Annotated in this window: 26 protein-coding genes; 18 read left to right on the forward strand and 8 right to left on the reverse strand. The window is 62.2% G+C overall.

Features of this window, described 5'->3' with window-relative positions:
• From KF724_12920 to KF724_12935, 4 genes are all read left to right on the forward strand, one after another.
• Nucleotides 1-957: hypothetical protein (locus KF724_12920; GenBank protein MBX3356592.1), on the forward strand; the 957-nt coding region annotated here is incomplete at its 5' end.
• 1,090 nt (nt 958-2,047) lie between these two features.
• The gene (locus KF724_12925) at nt 2,048-2,293 is read left to right on the forward strand and encodes a hypothetical protein (protein MBX3356593.1); all 246 of its coding nucleotides are present in this window, start codon (nt 2,048-2,050) and stop codon (nt 2,291-2,293) included.
• 366 nt (nt 2,294-2,659) lie between these two features.
• Nucleotides 2,660-3,739 carry a hypothetical protein gene (locus KF724_12930; GenBank protein ID MBX3356594.1) on the forward strand — a complete coding sequence of 360 codons (1,080 nt, stop codon included), beginning with the start codon at nt 2,660-2,662 and terminating at the stop codon, nt 3,737-3,739.
• Between the two features lie 458 nt (nt 3,740-4,197).
• A complete protein-coding gene (locus tag KF724_12935) occupies nt 4,198-4,497 on the forward strand; it encodes a hypothetical protein (protein ID MBX3356595.1) in 300 nt (99 codons plus the stop codon).
• Nucleotides 4,498-4,617: 120 nt separating this feature from the next.
• On the opposite strand, the gene KF724_12940 is transcribed toward KF724_12935, so the two are convergent.
• Nucleotides 4,618-5,586, reverse strand: coding sequence for an IS5 family transposase (locus KF724_12940; GenBank protein MBX3356596.1), 969 nt, complete (start codon nt 5,584-5,586; stop codon nt 4,618-4,620).
• A 379-nt stretch (nt 5,587-5,965) separates the two neighbouring features.
• On the opposite strand from KF724_12940, the gene KF724_12945 reads away from it, so the two are divergent.
• Both KF724_12945 and KF724_12950 read left to right on the forward strand, forming a co-directional pair.
• Nucleotides 5,966-7,195, forward strand: coding sequence for a hypothetical protein (locus tag KF724_12945; GenBank protein MBX3356597.1), 1,230 nt, complete (start codon nt 5,966-5,968; stop codon nt 7,193-7,195).
• A 412-nt stretch (nt 7,196-7,607) separates the two neighbouring features.
• Entirely contained in the window at nt 7,608-8,018 is a 411-nt protein-coding gene (locus KF724_12950; GenBank protein ID MBX3356598.1) for a hypothetical protein, read from the forward strand.
• Nucleotides 8,019-8,757: 739 nt separating this feature from the next.
• On the opposite strand, the gene KF724_12955 is transcribed toward KF724_12950, so the two are convergent.
• The 3 genes from KF724_12955 to KF724_12965 are packed head-to-tail and all read right to left on the reverse strand — an operon-like array spanning nt 8,758 to nt 10,500.
• Nucleotides 8,758-9,231 (reverse strand): hypothetical protein, encoded by a 474-nt coding sequence (locus tag KF724_12955; GenBank protein ID MBX3356599.1) that lies wholly within the window; start codon nt 9,229-9,231, stop codon nt 8,758-8,760.
• 40 nt (nt 9,232-9,271) lie between these two features.
• Nucleotides 9,272-10,225 (reverse strand): DUF4238 domain-containing protein, encoded by a 954-nt coding sequence (locus KF724_12960; GenBank protein ID MBX3356600.1) that lies wholly within the window; start codon nt 10,223-10,225, stop codon nt 9,272-9,274.
• Between the two features lie 41 nt (nt 10,226-10,266).
• Nucleotides 10,267-10,500 (reverse strand): HNH endonuclease, encoded by a 234-nt coding sequence (locus KF724_12965; protein MBX3356601.1) that lies wholly within the window; start codon nt 10,498-10,500, stop codon nt 10,267-10,269.
• 646 nt (nt 10,501-11,146) lie between these two features.
• Between KF724_12965 and KF724_12970 the strand changes: the two genes are divergently transcribed.
• The 5 genes from KF724_12970 to KF724_12990 all read left to right on the forward strand — a co-directional run bounded on the left by KF724_12970 (nt 11,147) and on the right by KF724_12990 (nt 15,847).
• Nucleotides 11,147-11,353: a hypothetical protein gene (locus tag KF724_12970; GenBank protein ID MBX3356602.1), complete on the forward strand. Its 207-nt coding sequence runs from the start codon at nt 11,147-11,149 to the stop codon at nt 11,351-11,353.
• The gene (locus KF724_12975) at nt 11,353-11,967 is read left to right on the forward strand and encodes a DUF2924 domain-containing protein (GenBank protein ID MBX3356603.1); all 615 of its coding nucleotides are present in this window, start codon (nt 11,353-11,355) and stop codon (nt 11,965-11,967) included. Before KF724_12970 ends, KF724_12975 begins: the two co-directional genes overlap by 1 nt.
• 95 nt (nt 11,968-12,062) lie before the next feature.
• Nucleotides 12,063-13,457, forward strand: a complete 1,395-nt coding sequence (locus tag KF724_12980; protein MBX3356604.1) for a recombinase family protein — start codon at nt 12,063-12,065, stop codon at nt 13,455-13,457.
• Nucleotides 13,454-13,804, forward strand: a complete 351-nt coding sequence (locus KF724_12985) for a hypothetical protein (protein MBX3356605.1) — start codon at nt 13,454-13,456, stop codon at nt 13,802-13,804. The genes KF724_12980 and KF724_12985 overlap by 4 nt, the downstream gene beginning before the upstream one ends.
• Nucleotides 13,805-15,166: 1,362 nt before the next feature.
• Nucleotides 15,167-15,847: a hypothetical protein gene (locus KF724_12990; protein ID MBX3356606.1), complete on the forward strand. Its 681-nt coding sequence runs from the start codon at nt 15,167-15,169 to the stop codon at nt 15,845-15,847.
• 254 nt (nt 15,848-16,101) lie between these two features.
• Here KF724_12990 and tnpB read toward each other — a convergent pair whose 3' ends face one another.
• Together tnpB and KF724_13000 are read right to left on the reverse strand one after the other, a co-directional pair.
• Nucleotides 16,102-16,473, reverse strand: coding sequence for an IS66 family insertion sequence element accessory protein TnpB (gene tnpB / locus KF724_12995; GenBank protein ID MBX3356607.1), 372 nt, complete (start codon nt 16,471-16,473; stop codon nt 16,102-16,104).
• On the reverse strand, nt 16,470-16,799 hold the full coding sequence (locus KF724_13000) for a transposase (protein ID MBX3356608.1): 330 nt from the start codon (nt 16,797-16,799) through the stop codon (nt 16,470-16,472). The genes tnpB and KF724_13000 overlap by 4 nt, the downstream gene beginning before the upstream one ends.
• Before the next feature lie 187 nt (nt 16,800-16,986).
• Between KF724_13000 and KF724_13005 the strand changes: the two genes are divergently transcribed.
• From KF724_13005 to KF724_13020, 4 genes are read left to right on the forward strand one after another with little or no spacing between them, the layout of a single operon-like run.
• Nucleotides 16,987-18,414 carry an IS4 family transposase gene (locus tag KF724_13005; GenBank protein ID MBX3356609.1) on the forward strand — a complete coding sequence of 476 codons (1,428 nt, stop codon included), beginning with the start codon at nt 16,987-16,989 and terminating at the stop codon, nt 18,412-18,414.
• Nucleotides 18,415-18,445: 31 nt separating this feature from the next.
• On the forward strand, nt 18,446-18,619 hold the full coding sequence (locus KF724_13010; GenBank protein MBX3356610.1) for a hypothetical protein: 174 nt from the start codon (nt 18,446-18,448) through the stop codon (nt 18,617-18,619).
• Between the two features lie 32 nt (nt 18,620-18,651).
• Entirely contained in the window at nt 18,652-18,900 is a 249-nt protein-coding gene (locus KF724_13015; GenBank protein ID MBX3356611.1) for a type II toxin-antitoxin system prevent-host-death family antitoxin, read from the forward strand.
• Nucleotides 18,900-19,316, forward strand: a complete 417-nt coding sequence (locus KF724_13020) for a type II toxin-antitoxin system VapC family toxin (GenBank protein MBX3356612.1) — start codon at nt 18,900-18,902, stop codon at nt 19,314-19,316. The genes KF724_13015 and KF724_13020 overlap by 1 nt, the downstream gene beginning before the upstream one ends.
• 604 nt (nt 19,317-19,920) lie before the next feature.
• On the opposite strand, the gene KF724_13025 is transcribed toward KF724_13020, so the two are convergent.
• Entirely contained in the window at nt 19,921-20,862 is a 942-nt protein-coding gene (locus tag KF724_13025) for a hypothetical protein (protein ID MBX3356613.1), read from the reverse strand.
• Between the two features lie 763 nt (nt 20,863-21,625).
• Here KF724_13025 and KF724_13030 point away from each other — a divergent pair.
• Nucleotides 21,626-22,372, forward strand: coding sequence for an FKBP-type peptidyl-prolyl cis-trans isomerase N-terminal domain-containing protein (locus KF724_13030; protein ID MBX3356614.1), 747 nt, complete (start codon nt 21,626-21,628; stop codon nt 22,370-22,372).
• A complete protein-coding gene (locus KF724_13035; GenBank protein MBX3356615.1) occupies nt 22,369-22,776 on the forward strand; it encodes a hypothetical protein in 408 nt (135 codons plus the stop codon). The genes KF724_13030 and KF724_13035 overlap by 4 nt, the downstream gene beginning before the upstream one ends.
• Nucleotides 22,777-22,899: 123 nt before the next feature.
• On the opposite strand, the gene KF724_13040 is transcribed toward KF724_13035, so the two are convergent.
• Nucleotides 22,900-23,700 (reverse strand): hypothetical protein, encoded by an 801-nt coding sequence (locus tag KF724_13040; GenBank protein ID MBX3356616.1) that lies wholly within the window; start codon nt 23,698-23,700, stop codon nt 22,900-22,902.
• Between the two features lie 233 nt (nt 23,701-23,933).
• Here KF724_13040 and KF724_13045 point away from each other — a divergent pair, with 233 nt between their 5' ends.
• Nucleotides 23,934-26,990, forward strand: coding sequence for a hypothetical protein (locus tag KF724_13045; protein ID MBX3356617.1), 3,057 nt, complete (start codon nt 23,934-23,936; stop codon nt 26,988-26,990).
• Nucleotides 26,991-26,999 lie beyond the last annotated feature (9 nt).

Consider the following 26,999-nt stretch of genomic DNA (forward strand, 5'->3'; position numbering starts at 1 on the left):
ATCGGTTGGGACGGGTATGTGTTCAATCCGGCGACGGGGGATTACCTCGTTCGGCACAGGACATACAGGCCGACGCTGGGGAGGTGGGGGGAGAGAGATCCGGCGGGGTATATGGACTCGGCCTCCCTTGTCCTTTACGCACTGGCTCGTCCCGTCTCGCTATGGGATCCCTTCGGGCTTGCGGTCAGAACTCCGGAGATCGGGACCTTTAGGTCGGATCTTCAGATGTGCCTGAGAGCACTCTGTCCAAGCGCTACAGTTGACGGCTCTGGGAACATCACTGTTCCGCCAGCGGGTGATGATTTGTACACACCGCCCAAGGGTCCGACCAGGACTCCACCCTGTAATTCCGATTGCGGTGCTGTCAACTGTGACAGCCCACCTGGCTGCGAGATACTCCGTCAACTCATCGCAAAATCCGCGCTGGCAATTCGAAACTGGGAGCATTTCCCCAAGGATCGATTGAATGACCGGATGCCAACGGACTTTTACGAACCTGGCACTCCTGGGACAGAGACCGATTTCTACGGCAACAAGCTAACTCGCCCCATTCCAGCTGTGGGGCAATCGGTGTGGTGGAAGAGGCAGGGCTTTTCAGAAGGGGGCTGTCGTCTAAGCAAGTGCGAGGTGTTGTGGCATGAGCTGGTTCATGCGTGGCGAGACGCGAATGGACTCTTGAACACTCTTCCTGGCGGACAGCAGAGTCACTCGGTCCGGAGCGCAGCGGAAGCCTGGGAGGAGATCCAGACGATCTCGTATCTCAATGACACTCTCAATCCGTGGTACAATTGCTGTGTTGTTGGCCGAGATGATTCCAAGAGAGTGGGCGGATGTTGGAGCTGGAGAGATCCTCGGGGGCATGGGTATGTATCGAAGGCCATCCGCGCTGGCCATATTCGTGATGATGAGGTGCCGAAGCGGCCACAACCTGCAAGAAAGCGGCAAGGAACAGAATGAGGTGGGCGATGTGTGTACGCCTTGCCATCTCGCTGCTCGGCGGGTTCGTGGCCGCCATTGGCGTATCGTGGGCCCTTGCTGCCTTTACTTCTCCTTGGGACCGTGGGAAAGAAGGCTCCATCCCAGCTGAGAGTTGGCCGTTGGGCTCCAGCTTTGTGAGCCTCGGTCCGGATGTCGAGATTGAGGCGATCGTTGTGTCAGGAACGGGGACCGCGTTGGCGATGGTGTCGCTCTGGTCTCCAGAGCACCAGGTATCAAGTACAACGATGTCTGAGGAGGAGGTACGACTCCTGCTGCCGAGTTGGGTCTGCGTTGATCTACTGAGGTGGCGCCGGCATCAACTGGCGCCGGGGGACCGAGTTCATGTAACTCAGTTTGCCGCAGGATGGCCAATGTTGGCATTGTCGTGCGTGCTCTCATCCGTAGGCCCAAAGGAATCCCGTGGACCGATGGTGCCATCTGGGATCGCAGTGCCATTTGGGCCTTGGCGGTACGAATACGCGCCCTCGGGTGTTCGAACACTTCCATTAACTCCGATCTCGGTCGGACTTCTGTTGAATACCATCACATATGCGATCACCATTTGGATCGGCTGGAGCGCATGCGGGCTCGCCCGCCTCTATTGGCGGCAGCTGCGTGGACACTGTCCTGCCTGTGGGTACACGTTGATAGAGGGGGGCGTCTGCTCGGAGTGTGGGCAGCGGTGCACCCCTTTCCCTATTGCCCGCGCGAATCGGGATTGAATTGAGTGGACGAATCGGCGGGCTCCGCAGACCGACGGGGCCTATCAGGGCAGATGTCAGGACCTCCCAATCGATCCCCACCGATCGGTGGCGACCGATTGAGCGGTCCGATCGATGAAACTGGCGCGCGACATTTCGCAAAGTGTCCGGTTCCCTCTACTTCGAGGCCGGTTGCAACAGAGACCGGCCGCAGAGATCACGCGAAACGCCGACGATTGACCTCGTCGGCGTTTTCGCTCTCTACGCACCGGCGCGACGGCACAGAAGTGCCCGCTGCTGGGCACCTATGCGACGTCGCCCGTTTCGAACGCATGCGGCTCCGGGGTCCTGATGACGGGGATGGTGTCATGAGCAACGGCGTAACCATCTATCCGTGCCCGCACCGTGACCGAGATCGTTGCACGCTCGGACGATTCCGCGGCAAGCCTTCAGTTGGCGCCTGCGCGGTGCACTGCGACATCGGCGCGAAGCTCGTCTGGCCGATGATCACCGCGCCGCGCGTGCAGGCGCCGTACCCGGGGACCGAGCTGCTGCCGCGGTTCATGCGCGAGGGCTGCTGTGGCGACGGTGCTGGCCCACCCGTTCGGCCTTGACGCAGTCGGAGGTGGTGCTACCTTGATCCCAGATCTCTCCTGCCCCCGGAAGCGCCCGGCTGAGCCGCAAGGTTCGCCGGGCGTTTTGCTTCCTGAGACAGGCCAGGAAAAAAGGGAAGTTTTTCTGGCAGCGGTTCTGGGATCTGCTATGTTGCCGCTATCTCGGCGTGTTCGCCGGGCCGCGCCGTGGGGAAGCGACGCACAGGTTGGACCGTGGGCCACAGGATCGAGGGCGTCGGCGTGGGATTTCTGCGGCAGATTAGAGAGATCGCGGGTGCCGGGATGCGGCAAAGGCGAGCGTCGCCCAACGCGCCATCCGCCGTGCGCTCGAAGCGCTTGGTTGCCTCAGCGAGGGGAGTGCGCGCCTTGGCTTCGCCCAACAGCATCTTCGACCGCCGCTTTCTCTACGAGGCTGCGCGCGCCGGAATCGTGGTTATCCCGTTGCTGCTCGGCGCGCAAGCAACAGCGTCGATCGCCGATGTTACGGATGGCGCGCTCTGGTGGTTTGGAGGCTTTAGATTCACGGCTACGCGATTACTTTTGGATTGTGAGTTGTTCGATGCGTTCGTTGGGAATGGCGTCAAAGGGTCATACGACCGCTTGCGCAGTACCTGCCAGTCCGATGGTGCGGCCGAGATTTTCGATGGTTGGTTCTGGGGAGACCCAGCCGCCACCTTCGCGAGTGTTGTAACCCGTCCTGACGATATTCCAGCTACTGGCTGGACAAGTCAGAACGCGATGAACACAGATCGCTTGTGGGAAGATCTGGCTGCCCCTATTTTTTTTGTCGGCAGAGGACCTGGATTCGGATGGTACGGATCCTCTGATAGCGCGATTGCGGTTCGTTGCGCCTCAAGCACTGGTCGCGATATTGCGCAACTCGGCTTCTGGTTAACACACAATATCTTCGAGCGCGCGGCGCGCCTCGTTGCAAATCCTGATTCGGCACGCCAGCATGAGGCGCGCCTCTACAGCGGTGCTGAGGAAACGGACTTCGCATGGTTGGCACACGATCGGGGAGATACTGTCGAAGCCCTCAAGCTCGAACTCCAGAATGGAGAAGTGATCTTACTGAGCCGACCAACCGCCAGCGGGGGCAGGATTGCATTACTGGCAGTACGGCTGAATCTGCTTAGCGAGACACGACTCTATTGTTTTGAAGGCGCACCCTTAGGTGCGCGGCGTCCGCTACCTATTGCGCCCCGAGACTTGGAGTTCGTGTACAGCACAAATGTGAAGTTTGCGCAGACACCGGCACTTGACTATACCGGATATGGCGCATGGAGCCGAGAGCACGTGCGGTATCTTTCGGATACCTGGGGAGACCGCATGCGTCGAGCGATTCAGGACGACTTGGGGCACATACTCATTAACGGTTGCATCGCCACAGCGATGGTTGTATTTTTCATTCGCCAACATCTTTTAACGAGGAGCATTGTGTCATGACGATCACAACAGCCATGAACGTTGTCAGGTTCGCGAGATCCGATTGGGCGATTCGATTCACAAGCGCGGGTGTCGTTTGTGCAGCCCTTGGCGGTTCAGCCTGTTGGGGTTTGGTCTTCGGTGGCAACTGTGGTACTCAACAGGAAGAGGGAGCCCTTTCATGCCCAGGCTATTTTGACCCGGTCACGGGCCTCGCAGTTCTATGCGGTACGTTCCCGGAGTACATTACGACACCCACGCCCATTAACAATTGCCAGAGTGGGTATCAAACCGGAGGTATGACCTGTTCACAGACTGGTAGCGTCTATGCGAAGAAGCAAAAGTACAAGTGTGAGTCGCCCGGAACGTCGTGTAACTGGGTAGCTGACGGGAGGCCCGAAAACACTGGATCTCCGTGTTCTACAGGGATACTGTCGCCCACAAGTTGCGTTCGCGGCTCGACCTGAAGGGAGCGCGAATTGGGCGATCAAAAGAGCGTGCGTCGAAGCCGGTTGCTACGCTATCTTTTGGCCGCGACCGTAGGTGTCGTCTTTCTCGTCGCGGGTCTTGGGGATGTCGCAAGCCAAGGCCGCGGGACTGCGGCATTTGTCCAATCGCTAGGTGTGCCGGCTGAGATCGCCGCAGTGTTACCAGCCGTCGTCCCAGGAGTGAACTTGGCGATTGGAATTGCGTTGCTCGGCGGCTGGCACTCCATCTGGTTATTTGCTGTTGCCTTCGCGGCGCTTCTGAATTACTTGATTGTCCTTTGGGACACCTGAACAAATGAGCATGAACGGCACTGTATGCGGTTGATCGGCTCTCAGGTGAGTAATGACACGACGGCCTCGGGCTCCACCGGGCCGCTCGAAGCGACTCGGGAGGCCGTGCGGGGCCCTCGCCTACGCCCTTGCGAGGCTCAAACTCCGTCTCCAGTTGTAGGCCACCAGGTGCAACGCGAAGTCGAACGCGTTCCGTCGCAGGCCTCGATACCGCACTCGGCGGTAGCCCGTCCGTTTCATCCAGGCAAAGGGATGCTCGACCACGGCACGCAGCGAGGCCACGATCCGGTTGAAGACGCGAAGCTCCTTCGCGAGCTCCTTCTCTCCACGCTGCCGCTTGAACGCGATCACCGGCGTCACGCCGCGGGCGAGCAGCTTCCGCTCCCGCTCCTCGCTGCGGTACGCCGTGTCCGCAACCACCATGCTCGTCTCGTCCTCCGTCAGCTCGTCGATGAAGTTGCTGTCGTGCGGCGCCGCGTCGCTGAATCGGAAGTCCGTCACCAGACTCGAGCGGTCCGCGGCGATGTGACCCTTGAAGCCGAAGTGCGTCTGGCCCGACTTCTTCGTGAAGCTCGCCTCCGGGTCGCGCGTGCTCGTGCCGTCGTCCCGATGCGATCCGCGCGACTGCTCGATGATCGTGGCATCCACCAGCGTTCCTTCCTTCACCAGCAGCCCGCGCTTCTCGAGCTGCGCCAGCGTCGCGTCGAAGATCGTCCGATCGAGCCCCGCGTCGCGAAGCCTGCGCCGGAAGACCACGAAGGTCGTCTCGTCCGGCGTCGCGTCGGTCAGGCTCAGCCCGACGAAGCGACGGAACGAGAGGCGATCCTTCAGGCACTCCTCGAGCTGCGGGTCGCTCAGGTTGAACCACTTCGCGAGAAGCAGGGCGCGAAGCATCGTCTCCGGCTGCCACGCCGGACGGCCGACGCCGCGCTTCTCGCGGTACTCCGGCAGCTTCGCGATCGGCGCAACGAGTTCCTTCCACGACACCGACTTGTCGAGACGGTCGAGCAGCCTCGCCGTCCTCGGTCCTCCGAGGTCCGCCGTCATGCCGTCGACCAGACCGAACTCCGCGTTGACTCGCTGTGCCATCGTGATCCTCGCTGGTCGGCATCATCGCCGAACACGGGAACACTTCGCGGCCGAGCGGCTCACGGTTTTTTGAAAGGCCCGATTTCATCGAGATTGTTCAGAGGTCCCCTTTCTGCATCCGCGCTCCTGGGCACATCTCCGAATAACTGTCCATGTTTCACTGGCGCGGCGGCAATGTGGTTTGGGGGATCTATTCAGATTGCGATTGGGCGGAATGTACTGCTAATATCAATGGTGGCATGGGCGGGTTGGCTTACATATTGTTACGGCCGACCTGATACTCGACCAGACAGAAAGAGGTATTTGAATGCGATCGACAGGTGAGAGGACTCCGACGCATCTGGGTATTGCCGTGAGCGTGGTGATCCCATTGTGGTGCATGGCGCTCCACGCTATGGCTGCGACGCGCAGTCAAAGTGTCGGCGTGTCGGTCCATCCCTGGGTTCCCGGGCTGGAGGCGCCCCTTAAACCATATTTGGAGCGGGCATCGGTAAAGCGTATCCTGGACCGGTACCCGCCCGAGGATCATTCGATTGCTCATCTAATTGCCCAGGAAGTGGAGCAGTTCGAATCGCGGTTTCAGGCGTTCGCTGCCGAATGGCAAGGCACTGTGCGAAGCCTCTATGAACGCGAGCGCGTCGTTCAGCCGAGCTCGTATGGCGCATGGCAGCTAGGCCTGGAACGAGAGCGTACCCTAGCCGATGTCGCGGACCGTCAAGCGTTCATGCATCGCGACGCGTTGGAGAGCATCGTGAATGCAATTCAGCCAGACTCAAAGAATTATGGCATTAGGTTCGTGTACGCGATCGAGCGAGAGCGATGGCAGCACGGTATGCTAGGCTTGGCATCGAGCGCCCCCGATCTCATGAGAATAGTGTACGAGACGCGCGATCAGGAGAATCGCCCACTGGATGTAGTGTGCCCAGATCTTCATGAGATAATGACCGGGTACTGCCGGGAGGTCGTCCATCGCATTCGAGAGGTCGAAGCGTGGCAGATTCAATTGGCGCGATATCACTATCGCTTCAATGACAAGCGGGTGCGGAACGTGGAAGGAGTGACGACATTCATTGATGCTGATGACTCATGGAAGCGGAGATCGAATGAGCTTGTTCGCAAAGGGGTCAGTTCGCTAGAGGGGCTACGAACCGTCAATTGGACGACTTTGGATCGATTGAGAGCGGCGTTACCGCCGGCGGTATCGCAGCTGATCGAGACATGCTTCTTGAAGGCAGCTATTGAAGACGAAGGAAACCCGGGATTTGGTGTCGGCGAAGCGCTGGTTGACCGGCTCTTGAGAGATATCGATGATCGGAGCGATGAACTCAATACGGCGATCGCCGCCCTTCGGGAGCAGTATCATCGCGACCTGTTGTCCGCAGCAAAGCGTCTGGTCGATGCGCGTGAGGCGCGATGCATCGAGCGCATAGGAGGAAAACCCAAGGGGCCCGTCGTGGATGTCGAGATTGCAGTTGCCTTGGCGGAGGACGCGCTGCAGTCAGTTGAGCAAGCGTTGGTGGATGGCGTGTGGGCTCGGCTCTCAGCGGAGCGGTTGGTCGACGGCGAACGCCCTGCGCTGCCATTCCGGACCGATGCGATTGCTCCATAGCCGTGAATCGCGCGTAACGGTGTCCTTTTGCAATGCTGGGACAACGAGTGTCGGTGCCGTGTCTCTGTCTGACCCCGGACCGATTTCGAAGACGGTCCTTCCCCCTCTACTTCCAGACCGAGCCGCCAGCGACTCGGTCAACCAGTTAACGATGAACGCCTCGGCCCAACAGCCGGGGCGTTCCTCGTTCTAGCGCGTGGATTCGCAAGGTGTTGCGGCGGGAGAGTGCTGGGTAGACTGGTCCGCGTGGCCGTCGAGAGACACGCAAGTCGCGCCTATCCGGTTATCGAGAGCCCCGAAAGTGCTCAAAGTCTCGCGAGATATAACCGGGAGGGCGGTGGCGGTTATGGGGGTGGGAGGCTGTTGGGCCGAGCGGTCGAAAATGAAGAGGCATGACTCGATAGTACTGGTGATGACCGTTGCCTTGTTGCTGGGTGCGTGCTACTCAACGAGCACCGCGCCGGATACGCGGGGATCACAATCGAGCGGCAATTCTTTGTCGCAATACGACGAAAGAGTACTGGCGCTTATCCGCGCGATAGATTCCGGCCGAGTGATGCGAGGAATGAGCATTGAAGAGGTCGAGAAGGAGCTAGCTGGTGGTCTTGTCCTGATGCAGGATCGCTGGTACGGCTACTCAACGCTTGGTGCAATTGAATTGTCTCCCCCGTTTGTGCCGGAGAACCCCGCTTATAGCGCAATGTCAACCGGTTGGGGAGCGCGATTGGGATTCGATGCGAATGGACGGCTCGTATCCTGTTGGATGATTCCGGAAGAGTGGGAAAGAGGTATCGGCCCATTGCCGCGGGTCAACCCTGGCTAAGCTCCGAAGATCAGGAATCGGGGCTGTTGATTCCGGCGGGCGGAAGGACCCGTCGGGGTCAAAAAATTATGGCGACGATGGATCGCACGATCTCGGCCGTAGAATGGGCGTTCGTTCATAGATCGCTCGCTACGCAGCGCGACGAAAGTAGTGTTTCAACACGCCGCCGAGCCGTTCGCGGCACCCGATCTCGGCGATCCGTTTCAGATCGACTTCGCCCGGCGGCGCCGGACCGCTTGGGGTTCGGTAACCGATCCCGGAATGAGGGCGCTCCTGGTTGTAGTGTCAACTCGCGCGTAAAACTGACCCACTGCCGAGCATCGAGACCGACTCCGGTCCGATCAGCCACGGCATCTGCGGATCGAGGACCAGTTCGGTAGGCTTCGACGCGTAAACGTGTTACCCATGTCCCCGGAGTAAAGTGGCACCTATGTCCCCGGCCGTTCAGTACTGTGGCGAACACTATCGAGCGTGAGGCGGCGCGGGGGCGCCACACTCCGGGCAATCCCGTCTGTGGGCGAGCAGAGTCGACCGTATGGAATAGCCGCAGCGAGGACAGTGGGCTCCTGCTTGCGCGTCCACAATCTTGACACCGTCGAGCGGAAACCAAAGCGGTGCCATCCGTCATGCGTTGTGCGCACCGCAGCATGAACCGCCGTCCAGAAGTGTTCGGGTCCGCCTCTGTCATCGGCTACCTCGCAATTGGGGGCAAGGCGCATTGAGAAAACCGGCTCGGAAGTCACGCCTTCCGATACCGCCCCGCGAGCCCTCGCTCACCGTTCGGCTTGAGGACTGGCGCGTGCTTCTTGCCGTGGAGGGTAACGCCCTCGGTGGCCCACTTCCACGCGGCGGCAGACTTGTCCACGCTCAGTCCAGCGGCCTTGATGATCTCAGCCTTAGTCTTCCAGTCGGACGGCGCCTTCGCGGTGATCGCGTGGTACATCTTCTCGACATCGGCGGCGGTGGTGCGGAACCGCTTGCCGCCGTTGCCGCTCTTCTTCGGTCGGCCCGGGCCGCGCTTCGCACCGGCACCTGATCCGCGTGGCCGTCCCGGTCCGCGGCCTGAACCGCCGAGCATCTTCTCGATCTCGGCCTGATCCTGCCGCAGCGCCTTCACCTCGACCATGAGCGACGCGTTCTCCTTGCGGAGCCGTTCGAGTTCGCCGCGGTCGGCGATGAGGGAGCGGAGGCGGGAGGCGAGGGATTGGGGCATGTCACCAGTATATCACCGCACGCATGCCCACACGACCATGTCAGGTTGCTGCAGACGAAGCCGCGCCGCCGTCTGCGAAGTTCGTGAGACCATTGGCCAATTCGGGACTCGTTCTAAGCATGTCGAGCGCCAGGTCGAGATCCGCCCTGCTTCGCCCAAAGACCCAGCGATGAGCCTCAATCACTTGCAGTGAATTGGTGAACGTGACATTCTCAGCTTGCATTGAGGTCGAAGTACCTTCTCGAAGTCCCTGCACGAACTCGTGTCGATTCGGGAGGGTGACCAAGGCGGCCTTGGTTAGCTCTGGGCAGATCAAGTGCAACACATATCGAGGTGAGATAGGAAAGTGCACCTCGATACCCGGTACTTTCAGCCCGAGAGTGCCTCGGCCGGGTCGCGGGAACATGTTGCTAAAGGCAATTGGCGAGTCTGAAATCAGGAACGGGGCGCTCGTAGGCCCTTGCGAGAGGAACCACTGCAGCCGCTGCAGTAGCTTGGCGATCGACGGCACTTCTTCTTGGAGTCCAACGAGGCAGCTCGCCTTGATGTCTTCAGCGGTGATATCCCCAATCCGTTGTTCGTCGCCCTCAAACCGTGCATCCGGTCCGGCGCGCTGGATCAGCCGCTGAAGCAGTTCGTGGTCATCACTACGAACGCGTGGCGCGCGAAGTAGCTGGCTCGCCATCACATATGACAACCAGACACGGTCTTGGCCCGCGAGGGGTATTCGACCAGTGCGATTAATCTCCGCGATGATACGGGCCCCGATGTCGTCTATCTTTGCGAGTAGCGGCTCGAATGAGAGAGGTTCACCCTTGTGGTTCAAGATGGCGTTGTACGCATTCTCGTGTGCGACCTCGCGAATTGAAGATCGACGAACTCGCCCATCGCGCTTATCAAGCACCCAAACATAGGGGTTGCCACCCTGCAAGACGGCGAAGTGCCGAAGTAGGTATTGCGGCACATAGTGATGTTTCTTGGACTTGGGCGTCATTGGGGTGCCAACAGCACTGGTCGATCAGCACGGCTCTCAGGTCACAGCGTCGATGTTACGGGCCGGTGCTCGTGATGCGAGAGTCGGTCCCGAAGTTCGTCCGGGTGCATTGGTGGGTCTACTCGGTGCAGCACGGCATGACAATTCGGGCAGACTGGGCGGAGGTCACGAACTGCGTCGACCATGTGCGCCTCCTTCTGTGTTGCGATTGGCCCGATGTGATGCACATGGATGAAGTCCGCCGCAATAGCTCCGTAGCGAGTTGCAAAGTCCATGCCGCAACTTGTGCATGAGGTCCCGTAGTGATCGATACAGGCTTTGCGCGCAGCTGGATCGCGTTCATAGTGAGTGAGCTCGCAGAGGAACGGTCGCCCCTCCTCGAAGGTAGCTGGCGCGGTGGGAAGTGCATGAGCTCCCTCTGCCGTCGCAGGGTTGAAAAGATCGCACTGACAATCGGGAAGAATGAGGACCCCGCGCTCGTTGATTCTCGTTGGTGTCGCGTCCTCTTCGTCCCGCCAGACGAAGGCAACCTGCCAGTCCTGATCGTGTCCAAAGACACACCAGGCGAGGGTCCGTCCGCGTCGATGTTCCAGTGGGCCTTTAGGGCTCCCAGTCGTGAACTCAACTTCCTGCGACACCCATCTGGTGTCGACTGCGGGAAGGTAGACGGTCGGCCAGCCTTGGACGCTGACAAGCGCAGGAACCCCTGTCGCATGGAGCTCCGCTGCGATTCGCGCCATCTCGGCATCCGTCGGTACCACAACATCTCGCATCTGAGCGCGAAGACGATTCGTGGGTCGAAGGCGTCGAGCGACCCCTTCGCATGGATAGATAGGGATCAAGTCCACACGACTCACTTTCGACGTGCTCGCGCCGCACGCGCGGGCGGTGATTGGAGCTTGACAGCGTACCTACTCCTTCATGGACGCCCCACATCGCCGCCACGGACCGGCGGCCCCCGACCTTGACCCAGCCGACGCCTTCACCGACATCTCCCGCATTTTGGCGCGGGCCGCGATCCGGCTGGCCAATCGGCGGCGGTGCATCGAACTTGCTCCCTCGCGCGGCTTGAGGCTCAGTGTCTCCACCGGTGCCGCGACCAATGCGGCCGTGAAGGAGACCTCGTGATGGCCCTCGATATCGCGGCAAAGCAGGCGGAGCTGGAGCAGATGGCCACGAGCGAACTCGCGGAGCGTTACGCCGAGGTCTGCGGCGAGCGGTGCCACAGCAGGAACCGCACCTATCTCGTTCGTCGCATCTTGTGGCGGATGCAGGCGGCCGTCTATGGCGGCTTGAGCGCGCGTGCTTTGGACCGCGCAGAGGAGTTGGCGCGCGACGCGGATGTTCGCGTGACGGCACCGCGGCCCCGGAACTCTCAGAACGCGCGCCGCGGCCCTTGCGGCCCACGCGGCCCTTGCGGCCCACGCGACCCTTGCGGCCCACGCACTGGCGGCCAGTCGCGATCGGCTGAGTTGCTTGCCACCGAAGCCCCTCGCCTCCGCCTTCGCCCCGTGCCGCCACCCAATCCATGTGCAGACCCCCGGCTGCCTCGCGTCGGTTCGATGCTCACGCGGCGCTACAAGGGCCGTGACCTCGTGGTCCACATCCGTGACGGCGGCATCGAATTCGACGGCGTTCTCTACGGCTCGCTCAGCGCCGTGGCCAAGGCGATCACAGGTTCGCATTGCAACGGGTTTCGGTGGTTCGGCTTGAGCGGTGCAAGCGGTGGAGCGCGATTATGAGGAAGCCGTCTCCATCGACTGCCAACGGTCGGCATGTGAAACCGGGAATCCGCTGCGCCATCTACACAAGGAAGTCCACCGACGACGGACTCGAGATGTCGTTCAACTCTCTCGACGCTCAACGCGATGCGGCCGAGTCCTACATCCGTTCGCAGGCGGGCGCTGGCTGGGTCTGCCTGCCCGACCGCTTTGACGACGGCGGCTTCACCGGCGCAAACACTGACCGTCCTGCGTTCCAGAGATTGATGGCAGCGATCGAAGCGGGCCGCATCGATTGCGTGGTCGTCTACAAGATCGATCGGCTGAGTCGCAGCCTCGCCGACTTCGCGCGGATGATGGAGGTCTTCGAGAAGCGCGGCGTGGCGCTTGTTTCGGTCACGCAGGCGTTCCGCACCAACGACTCGATGGGCAGGCTGACGCTGAACGTGCTGCTCTCGTTTGCGCAGTTCGAGAGGGAAGTGATCGGCGAGCGCATCCGCGACAAGATTGGCGCTCAGCGAAGACGCGGCATGTGGGCTGGCGGCAAGCCAGTGCTTGGTTACGACATCGATCGCACAGGCCCGAGCCCGCGGCTGGTGGTCAATCCTGAGGAAGCGGAACGCGTCCGCGCCATCTTCGATCTCTATATGGAGCTCGGTGGGCTGCTGCCTGTGGTCACGGAACTGCGGCGGCGTGGCTGGTGCGCGAAGGCGTGGACCACGAAGGCTGGCGTGCAGCGTGGCGGCCAGCCGTTCGACAAGGGCAACCTGCATTTGCTGCTCACGAACCCGATCGTCACTGGCATGATCGTCCACAAGGGCGAAGTGCATGACGGCGTGCACGAGGCGATCGTCGATGCCGCCACATTCGCAAAGGTGCAATCGCAGCTCAAGGCGAACGCGCGCGCGAAGAGCTCGTTCGGCATGGCGACCGCGACCGGTGCACTCCTGCGTGGCCTGCTCCGCTGCAAGGCGTGCGATGCGGCGATGACGCACGCGATCACCCGTCGCGGCACGCGGGCGTATCGCTACTACCGCTGCACGAAGGCGTGCCGACATGGCGCAGCTTCGTGCCCAAGCGGCTCGCTGCCCGGTGCCGAGATCGAACGCTTCGTGGTCGAGCAGGTGAAGGAGACGCTGAAGCGACCGGAGTTTGCGCGAGCTGCACTCAAGGAGGCGAAGCTGATGGCGAAGGGAGGCGGGGGAAGCGGGGGAAGCGGGGGAGGCAGTGGCACCGACGGCACCGGCACCATCGATCTCGCCTCGATCCGCGCCGCCATCGCCGACATCGATGCACTGTGGCCCACGCTGATGCCGACCGAGCAGTTCCAACTGGTGCATCTGCTGCTTGAACGCGTGGAGTACGACGCGGCCACAAGCAGCATCGCGCTGAGCTTCCGTGACGGAGTCGTCGCCGGTCACATTCCACGCAGCACCGAAGTCGCAGCACAGTCCAGCGCCGCTGCCTCAGGTGCCGTTGCCAAGTCCACCGCAACCGAGGTCGCAGCATGAGCGTCGTCGTCACGAAGTCGCTCCACTTCCGCACCCGCGCCCACGGTCGCAAGGTGGCCACGACGCGGATCTCACCGCTCGCGATCGTCGGCGACCGCGTGCCGCGAATCGCCCGCCTCATGGCGCTCGCGATCAAGTTCGATCGCATGCTCCGCACCGGTGAGGTGAAGACGATCTCCGAACTTGCTCGCCGCCATCATGTGAGTCAGCCGAGGATGACGCAGATCCTGAATCTGACGCCCGGCGTCGCCGATTCGCTGTCGTACCCTCGCCGACGCGTCCGATCCCACATCTGCCCCCACAACGCACCGCCCCGGCGTCCCACAAGGATGAGCGGAGCGGTGTGATTTGAGTCTGCGTCGATGCAGGTGTTCGAGCGAGTGCCTTCGAGAGCTTCGAGCGTCGCGGCAGCCTTTCCGCTGCAAAGTTCCAACTTCGCTGTCCCTCTGAGGCAATCGGCCTCGATAGGAAGATTGAGGGACGGATGTTCCGACCCTCAGAGGTCAGGTTCGAGGGCGTCGGCGTGGGCTTTCCCGGGCAGATTAGAGAGTTCCTCATTGGGCGGCATGTCGGGCGAGCGTCGCCCGACGCGCCATCCGACGTACGCGCTTCGTCGCGTGCGCGGGGCACGGACACGGGGGCCAGGAATCTGAATACACTCGAAAGGAGTTTGTTATGTCACTTGTCTCAGTCATGCGGTCGTGTCATCGCCTCATCGTGATCGTCTCGGCCGCCTTGTTTGTGCAGCTTTCCGGACAAGCGAGAGCTGATTCGCCGCTCACAGTTCGATCAGGGGACATTTCGACGGTGTGGCAAGAGGTTTGGGGCCACGCGTACTCCCCAAATGCATCTACGATGCTAGTCAGCCAGGCCACTGCGGGCGGTCTGCAGATTCAAGACCTCCTTGTTGACACTGACGAGCAGCGCGACCCGCGCTCTGAAATGATCTCGACGCTGAGCCGGGGCACCTTCGAGCGCCTCAACTCGACGCATCTCAGTTCGCTGGCTCCGACGCCAACCCAACTCGCAAGTTGGAGTCTCGACGCCATGGATTACTACGTAGTGGCAGCCGTGGTGCGGGGTGACACCCAGAATACCCGCTATGTTGTCGGAATCGAAGTCCGCATGACATTTGCAGACATGAGTGAGACCATCGTGTTTACTCCCAGCTCGGTGGAGACAAGTATCTCCGACGCCATCGGGGAGCAGATTTGGGCCGTGCAGATGCTAACATCGACCGTTCCCGCACCGTCGGCGCCGCAGCCGTCTCCGGGCACGCCCTCTGCCAACACGGTCGATTGCTTCTGCCAAGTCTGCTATGACGACTGCGAGGCGGATTGCTCTATCACGCGCAACTATTGCTTGGGAAGCGTTTGCAATCCCCTTCACCAAACATGTATGGCTGGCGCTGATCAAGTCTATGCGACGTGCATCGGCGCGTGTCCATGCACTGGTCTTCCGGGCTTTTGGTGCTCCGCCCGCTGCTATGGCTGTGCCATCGTACTCGGATTCCAACAAGGTATCTGTTGGGCTGCGCGACTTGGATGCCTTGGCGGCTGTCACGCGTCCTATCACACTTGCGAGGTGGGCTGCGTGATTGGTTCCACTATCACCTACTCTGTTCCGCCAGGATGTCCACCGCAATGACGGCGCGGTCTTGGTCGGAATTGCTTCTGCCGTTTCCCGACGCTGCCTTCGCTATCTAAGTAATGAGTTCCAAGAACGCGTGCCCCAACTGTGGCTCCAATGAGATTTTTGAGGGCCGCGTAATCGGCCAGCTTGATCTGGGCGGCGGCCTTGGCTTCCGCCCAGATCGAACGGGATGGTTCAGCGCGCTCTTTAAGGTCGACCTGCCGCTCGCAAAGGGATGGTCAGGATGTGCCCACTGCGGGATGATCTGGAGTTTCACCGATGCGGCCCGTCTCGCCCGAACCGTTGGTTCATCCAATCAAACACCCGACCCAGTGCAGAGCGGCGAAGAGGCCCGGGTGCCTCGGGGCACCCTGATCTGGAACCAAGGCGCGTTCGTGCCGTTGCTGGTTCGGCGTCGTCGGACGGCGCGACGCGTGCTTATGCGTTGCACAGTGGCGATCATCTTGATCGTCGGTTCGTTTGCGATGTACTCGATAAAGGTCCAGCGGCGCGTGCCACCGTGGCTTGGTGCGCTGTGCGTCGCGACGGCGGTCCTGATTCTCGCGCTGTGGACTTGGGAGCTCATTGCAACGCGGCGCCTCCGCTGGTGGGTGACTCGGCATGGTGCATCTATCTGTCCGCAATGCAACCATGTGCTGTCCCCAACCGAAGGCGTGGCTCGTTGCCCCGAGTGCGGAGTGAAGTATGACCCTGCAGAGTTGCCGAAGGTATGGGGAGAGACTCGCGCGGCCCGATGACAGGAGGCACCCCTCGCCCACTCCCGCGCTCGCAAACCGTCGGGTTCCCTAGGTTCGACCCGACCGCAGACAGCGCGAGACATTTCGCAACCAGTACAGTCCGCCGCGAGCGACGCATCCTTCTCCGCGACATGAGACATCAGCATCGCGCAGAGCGCCTTCAGGGCATCGACATCTTCGGGAAGCTCGATCGCGGCCGCGTCGTCCATGACGACATCCTCTCCGCGCCAGGCCCCGGCGCGGATGCAGGGAAATCACGAACTTCGTGCGGATCGCTTCACGCGCTTCAGGCTCCGCAGGTCGACGCCGTCGAGCAGCATCGCCAGCTCGCTCGCGCGCAGCTCGATCGATGCGGCTTCGTCGGCGCGAGGCAGACGGAAGGTGCCCGCCTCGAGCCGCTTGTACCAGAGCGCGTAGCCGTCGCGATCCCAGTAGAGAATCTTGAGGCGATCGCCTCCGCGCGAACGGAAGACGAAGAGATGGCCGCTGCGAGGGTCCTGGCCGATCACTGACTGTGCCATCTCTGCGAGCCGATCGAAGCCGCGGCGCATGTCGGCGGGCGTCGTCGCCAGCCAGATGCGTGGCGCGCCTCGATCGAGCTGCGCGAGCGACGGTAGCGAGATCATGACGCGGCCTCGGCGTCGAGACGCTCGAGCCGAACGACGAACCGTGCGACCCACGCCTCGTCGGCGCCGGATGCGATCTCGATCCGTCGTCCACCGGCAATCGTGATCACAACGCCGGGACCCGAGATCGAAGGTGGCGCCGCGAGCTCGACGAAGGACGGGCGATCGTCGCGTCGATGCGACGCCGAGCCATCGCCTGCGAGCATGCGTCGCCATCGATGGAACGAGCTCGGCGACACCCCGTGCACCCTGCAGAACTCGACGATGCTCAGTCCGCTCCGACGCTGCTCGCGCAGCAGCCGGCGCCAATGCGCGTGATCATGCATCCACGAAGTGTCGACGCCGGCGGCCCGTCATGGAAGACGGGTTTCGCGGGCTTTCAATTACCCACATCTTTGTCTGTTGGTTCCGCTGAACAGGGGTTGGATTGTGCGGCACGGACTGGTCATGCCGATCCACTGAGGGTACCGATGCCATGGATGGCATCGCACACCAACGGATGGAGTCGCGACCATGGGACCGTGGATCAATCAGGAGCTTGCTGGCTGCCGCTTTGCCGATGCCCGACTGGCTGGGCGGTTCGGTCTACTCATGGAGCAGCTCTCCAAGGGGCTTGGCCAGTCACTGCCGCTGGCGTGCGGTGATTGGGCCAGCACCAAGGCCGCGTATCGCTTTCTTGACAACAAGCGTGTGAGCGAGGCAGAGATCCTGGCCGGGCACATGCAGGCCACGCGGGCGCGTGTCGGCGCTGTCGATGGTCCAGTCCTTGCACTGCACGACACGACCGAGTTCTCATTCACCCGTGAGCGAGCGCACGCGATTGGTGTCACCAACAGGGTGGCCGCGGGTCACAAGGATGAGAAGGGTCGCCAGCGAATGCACACTGTCTGCGGCATCCTCATGCACTCGAGTCTCATCGTCACCACTGACGGCGTGCCCCTCGGTCTCGCGGCGATCAAGCTCTGGACACGCAAGAGGTTCAAGGGCACCAACGCGCTCAAGGGCAGAGGTCTCGACGCGGGCACGCATTCGGTCAACACCACTCGCATCCCGATTGAGCTGAAGGAGAGCATCCGCTGGCTTGAAAATGTGCGTCAATCGACCGCGAACATCGGTGACGCCGCTCGCTGCATCCACATCGGCGACCGGGAGAGCGACATCTATGAGTTGTTCAGCGAATGCGCGTCGCTGGGGACGAAGTTTGTGTTCCGCACTTGCGTCGATCGTCGCGTGGAGGACGGCAGGCGCACCGTGGCCAACGCGATGGACGAACAGCGCGTGAGGGCTGTGCATCGCCTCGAGGTCCGGGACGACAAGGGCCGCCCGTCGAACGCAGTGCTGGAGCTGAAGTACCACCAGATCGAGGTGTGCCCGCCCATCGGGAAGGAGAAGCGCTACGGAACCATGGTGCTGAGTGTGATCCACGCGAAGGAACGGGGCGTGCCCAAGGGCCGCGCGGCAATTGACTGGAAGCTCGTGACCAATCTTTCGATCCGATCGAAGGCCGATGCGATCGAAAAGCTCGATTGGTACGCGCTACGCTGGAAGATCGAGACATTCCACAAGGTGCTCAAGTCAGGATGTCGGGCCGAGGACTCGAGGCTGCGGACTGCCGAGCGACTGGTCAACCTGATCGCGATCATGTGCATTCTGGCATGGCGTGTGCTGTGGCTGACGATGATGAACCGCGCCTCTCCGGACCTCCCGGTGAAGCTGGTCTTCACGAACTCAGAGATCAACCTGCTCGAGCGCCTCGTCCCGGTCAACGACGGCTCAAGAAAGAAGACGGTAGGCAACTTCCTGACGAGGCTCGCTCGACTCGGTGGCTATCTGAACCGGGCCCGCGATGCGCCGCCGGGAAACATGGTCCTATGGCGCGGCATGGCGAGATTGACCGACATCCACCTCGGTTACTGTCTGGCCAAAGATGTGGGTAATTGAAAGTTTCGCGGGACGGACACCATCTGCAAGCATGTTGCAACCCGCGAGCCTGAAGGCGCTCTGCGCGATGCTGATGTCTCATGTCGCGGAGAAGGATGCGTCGCTCGCGCTCGACACGCCCATCACGACCATGACACGGCCGCAAGCGATGTTACAGGACATTGGTTTCTCGCTCTGTGGTCTGGAAATCGGGCTCCGTGGATGATAGACTGGTTGTCATCTAGTTGGAGAAGACTCATGGAAACGATCGGTGCCTTCGATGCAAAGTCCCGCCTGAGCGAACTCCTGGAGCGCGTGTCCAGGGGGGAGCGCTTTCAGATCACGAAGCACGGCCGGCTCGTCGGCATGCTCGTGCCACCTGACAGGTCGCGTGATGTCGCCTCGATCGAGCAGGCCGCCCGGAGGTTGAAAGCCTTTCGCGGTGTGCTGCGGGGAATCACTCGCGAGCAATTGTTGGCCATGCGGCGCGAAGGGCAGCGATTCTGATGGCGCTCGTTGCAGACGCCTCAGCGATACTCGCTCTCGCACTCAACGAGGAGGAGGCACGGTACGGCGAAGCCGTCATTAACGCGATCGTGGCCGACGAAGGATTCGTGCCCGCTCTCTTTTGGTTCGAGATTCGCAACGCACTGCTCATGTCGGAGAGGCGAAAGCGCTTCACCCCCGAGCGAACAGATCAGTTCCTCGCCGATCTGGAGGTGCTGCCGATCGTCGTCGACCCGCAACCTCGATGGGAGGCGACCATTGGGCTCGCTCGGAGGCATCAGTTGAGCGTCTATGACGCTGCGTATCTCGAACTCGCCCAGCGCAAGGCGGTGTCGTTGGCAACCATCGATGCGGCGCTGAAGAGAGCGGCAGGGAGCGTGTCAATCACGGTGTTCCAAACCACGAGGCGCAAGTGACCTGCCGCAGTCACGATCTCCTAGTCGATCCCCACCGCACGGTGGCGACCGATTGAGCGGTCCGACCGATGAAACTGGCGCGCGACATTTCGCTTTCTGTCAGGTTCCCTTGATAGGGGTGCGCTGAACAGGTCCAGGTCTTGTGAGAGACTTTCGCGGCCCGAGGGGCCGAGAGGAGTCTGTCATGAAGGGACCAGGACGCTTGCGCACTGTCGCCGTCAGGTCGCTCAGCCCCAGTCCCAGATCTTGCGAAGCCGCGTCCTCGAGCGTCTCGATCAACTCGCCGGCAAGACTCCACCGTCCGGCCTCTTCCGCGTATCGAGCGGCCCAAATGTTGGCGTTGCTGGCCTGATACTCCAAGCCCCCCAGGGAGCTCGGCGACACCCCGCGCACCCTGCAAAACTCGACGATGCTCAGTCCGCTCCGACGCTGCTCGCGCAGCAGCCGGCGCCAATGTGCTTGATCATGCATCCACGAAGTGTCGACGCCGCCGGCCCGTCATGGAGGACGGGTTTCGCGGGACGGACGCTTCACAGGAGCAAAAAGACAGAGGTGCGGCACGAATGCCGCACCTCTGCGTCGAGCGTTGCAAACTCTCGTCAGCTCAGTTGCGCCGACGACGAGTCACGCCAGCAAGCGCCAGGCCGAGCAGGGCCGCGGCACCCGGGGCGGGGATCGGACCAGCAACCGTGAAGAAGCCGGAGACACCGGGGGCAGTGCCCGAGAAGGTGGTCGCAACCAGCGTGTACTGCTGGCCAGCGGTGAGGCCAAGGAACATGTCGGCGCTGTTCGGATCGCCGAGCCCGCCAATGTCATCGAGGCCGATGAGGTTGGCCAGCGGGTTGGTCGGATCGAAGGACCCGCCCGCGTAGGCATACAGATATCCGTCGAAGGCCGGATCGATGTACATACCGAGGTGGTGCGCACCCGTGGCCAGCGCCGTGAAGGTGAAGGTCTGGTAGGTGTAGGTGCCAACTCCGGAGAGGGCGGTCAACGAGGTCGGACGCTGGGCCATCGACAGGCCGGTCGTCGCGGTGTTGAACGCGCTCGGAGCGAGGATGTCAGTCAGGAAGTGAACCTGCGCGTTGGCGAGGTTCGCGCTGCTTCCACCGAAGGTCTGACGCAGGCCCAGCGAGAAGTTGCCACCCAGGTCCGAAGTCGCGGCATTCGCGAGCATCGTGTTGTAGCCCCATCCAACCGGATTGGTCACATTGTTCACCCAAGTCGTGGCCGCAGGCGCCGCAAAGGTGAACGGATTGCCATTGTTAACGCCACCGTGAGTGCGCTCCAGAGCGCCGCCGCCCTGATTGGTCACGCCAGCGAGCTGAACCCGGAACTCGTTCGACCAAGGATCACCGCCCGCGACACTCCAGTCACCGGTGACATAGAACGCTCGCGCTCGGCCGGAAGCCCCGCTCGTGTCGATGTTGTAAAACGATGCGGTGTTGGTGATGACACCCGGGTTGAACGCGTATGAGAAGACATCCGCGCTCGCGACCGAAGCACCGGCACCAATCACCAGTGTTGAAACAAGAACCTTCTTCATGACTCTAACTCTCTCCTTGAACAACCAACCCCATCGCCGCACGGAACCAATCGGGAACACGGTGACCCAACAAGGGCCAAGTGCCGTGACGGCCAAGAATCTGTAATCGATTTGTAAACGCCCGCCGCTGCGATCGCAGCGTGCCTTCCCTACTCCTCAGTTCTCACACACTTGAAATCAAGATCTGCCCAACACCCAACGCCGCAGATGGCCAGTCCGAATGCGAATCATTCGCAACCTGAGCACCCCACTTGTCTTGGAGCATGCCTCAACGCCAAGCGCTGGTCAAGAGGATTTCAGCCGCATTTCATTTCCGACGGTCAAGTCCGTGATTCGACGGGCCGCCCCGCGCGAGGGTCGGATGGGCTCGAGGGCTCTTGAGGCCGCTTGGCGATGCGGGCCCGGGCTGTTTCGGGGGCACGAATCCGTTATAGGCCGTCGTCGGCGGCCATCGTCGACGGTGGTTGCTGTGGCGAGTTCCAGTGAATCGACGATCCAGTCGAGCAGGATGCGCCGGTGATCTCGATTGAAGTGGCTCGAGTTGGGACCGTGACAGGCCGTCCACAGGCCCTGGGATGAGCGTGCTTGCTCGATGCACTCCGGCCTCGCTCCCAAGCGAGGCGCAATGAAGCCCCGTGTGACAGACCGCGACGGTCTGCCTGTGGAGCGCTCCGCGTGTCGACGACTTGCTACGCTGACCACGGCACTGGACCGGGAGTTTCCTGTGGAGCTCCTCGACTTGTGCTGAAGAGGCTCCTCAGAAATGCCAAGTTCAAAGCTCCTGCTCGTGGTTTCGTGTGTGGGCTCGGTGGCAGTTTTGGGGTGCGTCAGCGACGGCACATCGTCGGCGCTCTCCCGACCCAATGACTCGGCCCGCTTCTCTTATGGCGTTGGCTTCGACCTCGGCCGGAAGGTGAGCGAAGGCCTCGCCGAGGATGACATGGTTGCGGACATGGCGCTCGTTCGTCGAGGCTTTGACGACGGGCTCCTTGGACGAACACCCGCCATTCCGGAAGCGGAGATGGACGCGGTGCTTCGAGCCGTGCATCAGCAGCTCTCGGAGCGTGCGGCGCGCCGACAGTACGACGAGAATCCCGAGTTCCGTTCACTCGCTGATCGCAACGCAGCAAACAGCGAGGCGGCCATGCGGGCCTTTGCTGCGAGGCCCGGAGCAAGGAAGATCGAGGACGGCATCTGGGTCATTCCCGAAGCCGATGGATCGGGACCCGTGGTGGGCGAGGATTCCGTCGCCATCGCCACGCTGACCGTCCGAACCGCTGACGGCGACGAGGTGAACCGTGCGGCCAACTCCCGCCTCGATCCTCGGAGCATGTTGCCCGCGCCGGGTCAGGTGCTTTCGAAGATGAGGGCCGGTGACCGATGGTCCATCGCGTTCGCGCCGTCGCGGGCGTTCGGACTCGCGGGCGATCCGCCACAGGTCGGACCCAACGAGGCAGTCTTCGTTGACATTGCGGTCATCGCCGTCGAACCACGACGAGGATCACGATGAGCCGCTTCCGCACACCGGTCATGGCAACAGGTCTGGTGGCCGCGACACTCCTCTGCGGCACATCGGCGTTCGGTCAAGCCGCAAGCGGTCACGCGCTCGATGCAAGCCTGCGCGTGGGCGATGGCGGCTACAACTACGCGACGAGTCGAAGCGGCCCGCCTCTCCACGCGACGCGCTACGCAGCATCTCGCGCCAGCAGCCGCGCGTTCTGGAGTCCGGCTGGAGGAAACCTTCAGCGCATCTCCGAAGACCGCGTCAGGAACGAGGACATCTTCTTCTATGAGAAGTCCTATGACGCCACTCGGCGCTCGTCGTCCTACTCGGGACCGCCGACCGGAGGCGGCGGCGGGCGCGGTGGTGGCTACAACCCCGGTGCGACCCGCATCGACACCCGCATCGAGTGAAAGAGGTCGAGTCGGCTCCGATTGATCGCAGGTTTGGAGAAACGCCCGCGACGGGCTGCGCTGACGGCTCATCGCCAGTCCGCACAGCGCCGCCGCGGGTCATTTCTTCGCTGTCGCTCTCGTTCAGTTGATCACGGTCCAGTTGCCGAGCAGGATCGCGATGTCGGCGCCGTCAACGACGCCGTTGCCATCGAGATCAGCCGCGCAGCCCGAGCAGGGGCCCCATGACCCGAGGAGCAAGGCGAGATCAGCGCCATTGACGAGACCATCACCATTCAGGTCGCCCGTGGCCGGCGCGGCCTCCCTGATCAGCACGGAGAACTGCGCAATGCCCAGGCAAGGGTCGGGACCGAACGCGAAGAGGCTCCAGTTGCTTCCATCGAAGAATGACGCGTTGTTCGTGTAGAAGCCGACGACCTGGTCGAAGCACGCGCCGACCTGGAAGCCGAAGCTGCCCTCGAAGTTGAAGTTCTCAAGCGCCACCGACCAGCCGACATTGTTGAATCCGCCCAGAGTCTGCACGGATGGCAGGGGAATCTCGATCGAGAAGTACTCGGGGAAGCCCTCGAAGGCCGCCGCAGGGAGCGTCACGCCCCGAAGGGTCGTCGAATAGAGTTCGGCGCCCGATCCGAAGACCATGCCTGATGGATCGCCATCGTTGATCGTGAGGATCAGGTCGGTCGTGCCCGGGCTCTCGGCGGCGAAGGTCGCGAGGTTCAGCGTGATCGACCCGAGCTTGACCGGGGGCGAGTCGGGCCCGCCGAGCCAGCCGCTGTCGCCGTACTTCACCGTGGATGCGTTGCCCGAGTTGAACGGGGTGAAAAAGCCGTTGCTGCTCTCGGTGAGGAAGACGATGGCTGGCTCGAAGGCAAGCGCTGCGGTCGCCGCGAAGCCTGCGGCCGCAATGCCGAGGGTGCTGATCATGCTTCGTGAGACCCGATTTCGCGATGAGATGCTGGTATGAGTGAGCATGTGAAACTTCTCCCTGATGTCAGAAGTGGGTCGTCGAGGCTACCGATCCGCGCGGGGCGATTCAAGATCTCGAATCGTCCATTGTGTGCGAAGCGGCTGTCTGTATTCTCGGCAACTGCGGGCCGACGGGGAATCGTGGCAGGCAAGGCCCTTCTTACATCTCTAGGTCGAAGGGAGAACTCAGCATGTCAATGGCCAGCCCTCATCGGATCGTGACCCGCGCTGCCATCGGTGCGGCACTTTCAACGGCGATGACCGGAGTGGGTGGCGTGGCGTCCGCCGGCGAGATCGTTTCGCTCTGGAACGGACCCGTCGGCGGCAGCTGGAACGCGGCCGGAGCGTGGCTGCCGATGGTCGTGCCCAACAACAGCGGTGGCAACACCTACGCGGTCGTTGTTGCACCAACGGGCAACGGACTCGTGTTGGTCAATATGAGTCCGACGATCAACTCGCTGTCCATCGACTTCGATGATGTCGTTCGTCTGCTGAACGGGCAGACGCTCACCATTGCGGGTGGATTGCTCACCGGATCGGGCGTGCTCGAGATGGGGTCCGTCGGCGGGGCCACCGATCTTCGATTCGCCTCGGACGCGCAGGCGCTCGGATCACTGACCATCGGCAACGGGTCGTCCCATGGAAACCGCGTGTACGGCCTTGCGGGCGCCGTGCGCCTCACGATCGGCCCGGACGCGAGCGTCGTCGGGGCGATGTTGCTCGGTATCGGCCAGATGCGCCTGACCAACGACGGACTGATCCAGGCGGAGGGGGGGGCGGGAATCAACCTCGACCTCACGGACGGGCTGGGGAACTTCAACAACGGTCTCATCCGCAGTGCGCCGGGTTCGCAGTTGTTCATCCTCGGGACGACGCTCGAGAACGAACTCGGCACGGTCGCGGCTGGTGCGGGCACGACGGTGAACTTCCAGAGTTCGCGCGTCAACGGCGGCGTCATCGACGACGAGGACGGCGTCGACGGCAGCGGCGTCGTGCGGTTCCTCGCGACCAACTTCCTCAAGGGGGTGACGATTCGCGGCAATGCGCTCGTGCCGAACGGGAACACGCTTCGCCTGGAGAATGATCTCACGCTCAACGATGCGCGGCTCAGTCTGGCCAGCGTCGGGGGAGTCGTGGACCTGATCATCGACACGCCACTGATCGCGCCGACGGGAGACGGTGAGATCATCGGCTCGAACCAGGTGGTCAACCGGATTTACGGCGCGGCGAGCACCCACCGGCTGGTGGTACCGTCGACGGTTCCTATCCGCGGCGGCTTCGCGATCGGTATCAACCAGATGCGATTGACCAACAACGGACTGATCCAGGCGGAGGGGGGGGCGGGAATCAACCTCGACCTCACGGACGGGCTGGGGAACTTCAACAACGGTCTCATCCGCAGTGCGCCGGGTTCGCAGTTGTTCATCCTCGGGACGACGCTCGAGAACGAACTCGGCACGGTCGCGGCTGGTGCGGGCACGACGGTGACTTTCCAGAGTTCGCGCGTCAACGGCGGCGTCATCGACGACGAGGACGGCGTCGACGGCAGCGGCGTCGTGCGGTTCCTCGCGACCAACTTCCTCAAGGGGGTGACGATTCGCGGCAATGCGCTCGTGCCGAACGGGAACACGCTTCGCCTGGAGAATGATCTCACGCTCAACGATGCGCGGCTCAGTCTGGCCAGCGTCGGGGGAGTCGTGGACCTGATCATCGACACGCCACTGATCGCGCCGACGGGAGACGGTGAGATCATCGGCTCGAACCAGGTGGTCAACCGGATTTACGGCGCGGCGAGCACCCACCGGCTGGTGGTACCGTCGACGATTCCTATCCGCGGCGGCTTCGCGATCGGTATCAACCAGATGCGATTGACCAACAACGGACTGATCCAGGCGGAGGGGGGGGCGGGAATCAACCTCGACCTCACGGACGGGCTGGGGAACTTCAACAACGGTCTCATCCGCAGTGCGCCGGGTTCGCAGTTGTTCATCCTCGGGACGACGCTCGAAAACGAACTCGGCACGGTCGCGGCTGGTGCGGGCACGACGGTGACTTTCCAGAGTTCGCGCGTCAACGGCGGCGTCATCGACGACGAGGACGGCGTCGACGGCAGCGGCGTCGTGCGGTTCCTCGCGACGAACTCCCTCAACGGCGTCACGATCCAAGGCAACGCGCTGCTTCCCAACGGCAACACCCTTCTCCTCGAGGGCGGCATTGTGAACGATGGGCGACTTCAGATCGCGTCCATAGGCGGCGTGACCGATGTGCGGCTTGATGTCGCCGCGGCAACCATCGGCGGTGGGGGTGAGATCGTGATGTCCGGCTTCGCGGTCAACCGGATCTACGCGCTGAACAACGCCTTCGAACTCACCATCGGCAACGAGCAGACCGTGCGCGGCGCCGGGTCGATCGGCATCAACCAGCTTCGTCTGATCAACGACGGCGCGATCATCGCCGAGACGAGCCCCGGCTTCACGATCGACCCGTCCGACAGCGGCATCGGTTTCGTGAACAACGGCCTCCTTCATGCGCAGGGCGCCGGCATCGTGCTGTCACCCGGGCCGGTGACAAACAGTGGCACCGTGCGTATCGACCCGACGCGCACGATCACCCGCACCGGCACGGCCTATGTGCAGCAGGCCGGCGTGACCGAGGTCAACGGCACTCTCGCGTCGGCGCCGGGTACGACGATCAATGGCGGCGTCCTGCGCGGCACGGGCCAGATCACCGGTTCGGTCGTGAACGCTGGGGGCACCGTCAGCCCAGGAACCTCTGCGGGAACGCTGTCCATCACCGGCAACTACACGCAGCAGACCAATGGCGCGTTAAGCATCGAGATCGGCGGGTCATCGCCGCGAGACTCGGATCGTCTCGCCATCACCGGTACGGCCAACCTTGGGGGCACGCTCGAGGTCGCACGGATTGATGGGTTCATCCCCGACCCGCGCGAGCTCTTCACGATCCTGACAGCAAGCAACATCGTTGGGACCTTCCAGTCGGTCGTGTCGTGCGACGACATCGAGGTGATCTACGACCTGCCGAATGCGGTCAAGGTGCGCTTCACGACCGCAAGCGGAGTTCCAGGAGACCTGAACAACGACGGCGTCGTGAATGGTGCGGATCTCGCGCTGCTGCTTGGAGCGTGGGGGTTGTGCGGCGGTGATCCGTGTTGCGTCGCTGATCTCAATGGAGATGGGATTGTCAGCGGAGCGGATATCGCAATTCTGCTCGGAAACTGGACGAGCTGAGGCCGGGTC

The organism is Phycisphaeraceae bacterium (assembly GCA_019636735.1).
Lineage (GTDB): Bacteria > Planctomycetota > Phycisphaerae > Phycisphaerales > SM1A02 > VGXK01.